The 2,777-nt window shown below is 68.7% G+C and carries 2 protein-coding genes; both read right to left on the bottom strand.

Translation table 11 applies throughout. From position 1 onward, the window contains the following. Positions 1-10: 10 nt before the first annotated feature. A complete protein-coding gene (locus tag ACLJOU_RS46840; protein ID WP_410575773.1) occupies positions 11-1,078 on the bottom strand; it encodes an IS110 family transposase in 1,068 nt (355 codons plus the stop codon). A 267-nt stretch (positions 1,079-1,345) separates the two neighbouring features. Then, positions 1,346-2,545: an IS110 family transposase gene (locus tag ACLJOU_RS46835; RefSeq protein ID WP_410575772.1), complete on the bottom strand. Its 1,200-nt coding sequence runs from the start codon at positions 2,543-2,545 to the stop codon at positions 1,346-1,348. Positions 2,546-2,777: the final 232 nt, after the last annotated feature.

The raw sequence follows: 2,777 nt of genomic DNA, 5'->3' as shown, positions 1-2,777 counted from the left end.
TATGACGCTGCTATGTGGCGTCAAGGGTTGCCGGCGTGGTTGGTGTGCGGTGTTGCTGGAGGGTGCGGAAGAGCTGGCGGGCGATGATCCGTTTGAGGCAGCGTTTGATCTCGCGGAGCGTTTTGCCTTCGGCCAGTCGGCGGGTGATGTAGGCGCGGGTCGCGGGGTCGATCCGGCTGCGGGTCAGCACGATGGTGTGGAGTGCTCGGTTGAGTTGGCGATCACCGCCTCGGTTGAGGCGGTGGCGGTTGGTCAGGCCCGAGGAGGCGGGGATCGGTGCGGCGCCGGCGAGGCTGGCGAACGCGGCTTCGGAACGAAGCCTGCCGCGGTGGGACCAGCTGATCAGGATTTGTGCTGCGCTCAGGGCGCCGACGCCGGGCAGCTGTGCCAGCTCGGGGTGAACCTCGTCGACCAGGCGTGCGATGTCGCGTTCGAGCTCGTTCGCCTCGGTCTTGAGTGCTTGGATGCGGTGGGCGGTGGACCGCATCGCCCGGATGGTGCTGCGGTGCTCGAGGTCCTGGGCGGGACGGTCACGCAGTTTCGCGCAGTAGCCGATCTGCGTGTCGCTGGTCTGTCCTCGCAGTTCCGCGCGTAAGTTCTCGGGTGCGGAGACGATCAGCGCCTTGAGATGGTTGATCGCGGCGGTGCGGGCGGAGACCGCGCCGGCCCGCGTGCTCAGCAGGACGCGCAGGGCTTCGCGCTGCCCGCGGCTGCGCGGCTCGATGAGGCGGTCGCTGCTGAGGATTTCCCGGGCGGCTCGAACAGCGTCGAGGGCGTCGCTTTTGCGGGCACCGCGCCGCGGTGGACGCTTGGGTCGGCAGACTTCGACGACCCGTTCGCCCTGTTCGCTGAGGAATGCGGTGAGCCCGGCGCCGTAGCTGCTGGTGCCTTCGACGGCCCAGCACCGCCGGCCGGGCACCTGCGCTCGCGCGAAGTCCAGCAGCTGCTGGTAGCCATCGGCGCTGGCCGGGGCATCGGCGTGTCCGAGCGTGGCGCCGACCGCGGTGATCGCGGCCGCGGCGAGGGTGTCGCGGTGGGTGTCGACGCCGATGACGCCTTCGATCGACTCGAACAGCATGGTCACGCGGTACCTTCCAGCAGGCGACGTTGTCGGGTGGGCGTCGGCCGTGGTGGGCACCCAGGCGAAACTGTGACGAGTCACGCCGAGCAAGGCGGACGGGCTGCTTATCAGGCCACTGGGTGGGCCAGGCCGGCCCAACGGCGTGGGAGACGAGTCATAGGCAAGGCACGTTCGGAAACGGCCAGTTTGTCAACGAGTCATCCCGCACCGCCGGACCATCCTGACAGCGACCACCAGGCCGCCCGCGAAGTCTCACAGTGGTTGTCAAGCCGCTGCGGGGGCTGGTTGGGGGTGTCGGTAGTGGGTGCCGTTGCGGAGCATGGCGTAGAGCACGTCGCAGCGGCGGCGGGCCAGGCAGATAAGGGCGGCGTTGTGCTTCTTGCCTTCGGCCCTCTTTCGGTCGTAGTAGGTGCGGCTGGTCGGGTCAGACAACGAAGCGAACGCGGCCAGGAAGAATGCGCGTTTGAGCTGGCGGTTGCCGGTCCGGGCCGGGTGCTCACCCTTGATCGACGTGCCGGAGCTGCGGGTGACCGGCGCGATGCCGGCGTAGGCCGCGAGGTGTCCGGAGGAGGCGAAGTTGGAGGCGTCGCCGACTTCGAGGAGGATGCGGGCTGCGGTCCTGACGCCGATGCCGGGCATCGAGATCAGGACCCCGGCAAGAGGGTGCGCATCAAGTATCCCCTCGACCTGCTCGGCAACCTGTTTCCGTTGCTGCAGGACAGTTTTCAAGCTGTCCGCCAGCCGCGGCAGCACGGTGTCGGCGGCCGCGGTGCCTGGGACGGTGACGGACTGCTCGCCCAGTGCGGTCATGATCGCCTCGACCAGCTTCTCGCCCATGCGGGGCGCGTGGACCTTCGCGATCGCGGTCAGTTTGCGGCGACCGGCCTTGGCGATGCCGGCCGGGCCGCCGCAGCGCGAGAGGATTTCCAGCACCGCCGGGTGGCTGATCCGCGGTCCGATGGCGTGTTCGAGGGCGGGGTGGATGCCCGTGAGCAGGCCCCGGATCCGGTTGCTGATCCGGGTGGCTTCGCCGGCCAGGTCGTCGTCGAACCCGACCAACACCTCCAGTTCGGCCAAGGCCTCGTCACCGACATCGACCGGGCGCAGCGTGTGCGGCAGCGAGCGGGCCGCGTCGGCGATGACGAACGCGTCCCGGGCGTCGGTCTTCGCGCGGCCGGGGTAAAGATCGGCGATGCGACGCATCGCCAACCCGGGCAGGTAGGCCACCTGATGCCCAGCGGCGCGGGCGACCGCGACCGGCAACGCCCCGATCGTGGCCGGCTGGTCGACCACGACCAGCAGGGTTCCGTGCCGGGCGAGTTTGTCGAACAGGGCCTTCAGTTTGGGTTCGGTGTTGGGCAGCGGGGCGTCATGCAGCCGCTTCCCGTCCGGGTCCAAGCCGACGGCGTGGTGGTTGTCTTTGCCGACGTCCAGGCCGAGGAACACGCTGAAAGTGCTGCTCATTCACCATGCCGTTCGTTCGCCGTGACGTGGTCACCGATCAGGCATCGAGCGCCGGCACCCACGTTACGACGAGACCTACCCAGTGGTGGCCGTGTCCCTATCAGCGGTCCCTCGATGCCACCAGACCCGGTGACACCACCCCCCGGATCATGCGAGCGACTGGGGGCCTGAGTCATGCCGGGCCTGGTGACCACAGCTCCTTGATCAGGAACTACGAAGAAGGTAACGGGGC

The sequence above is a fragment of the Amycolatopsis sp. cmx-4-61 genome (genome assembly GCF_046548775.1).
Classification (GTDB): domain Bacteria; phylum Actinomycetota; class Actinomycetes; order Mycobacteriales; family Pseudonocardiaceae; genus Amycolatopsis.
Note: the sequence above shows the minus strand (reverse complement) of the source record. Positions and strands in the feature narration are given on the sequence as shown.

What these genes read in the sequence shown, in the direction of transcription:
- ACLJOU_RS46835 (WP_410575772.1), bottom strand. Translation starts at nt 2,545, where the DNA reads ATGAGCAGCACTTTCAGCGTGTTCCTCGGCCTGGACGTCGGCAAAGAC.
- ACLJOU_RS46840 (WP_410575773.1), bottom strand. Translation starts at nt 1,078, where the DNA reads ATGCTGTTCGAGTCGATCGAAGGCGTCATCGGCGTCGACACCCACCGC.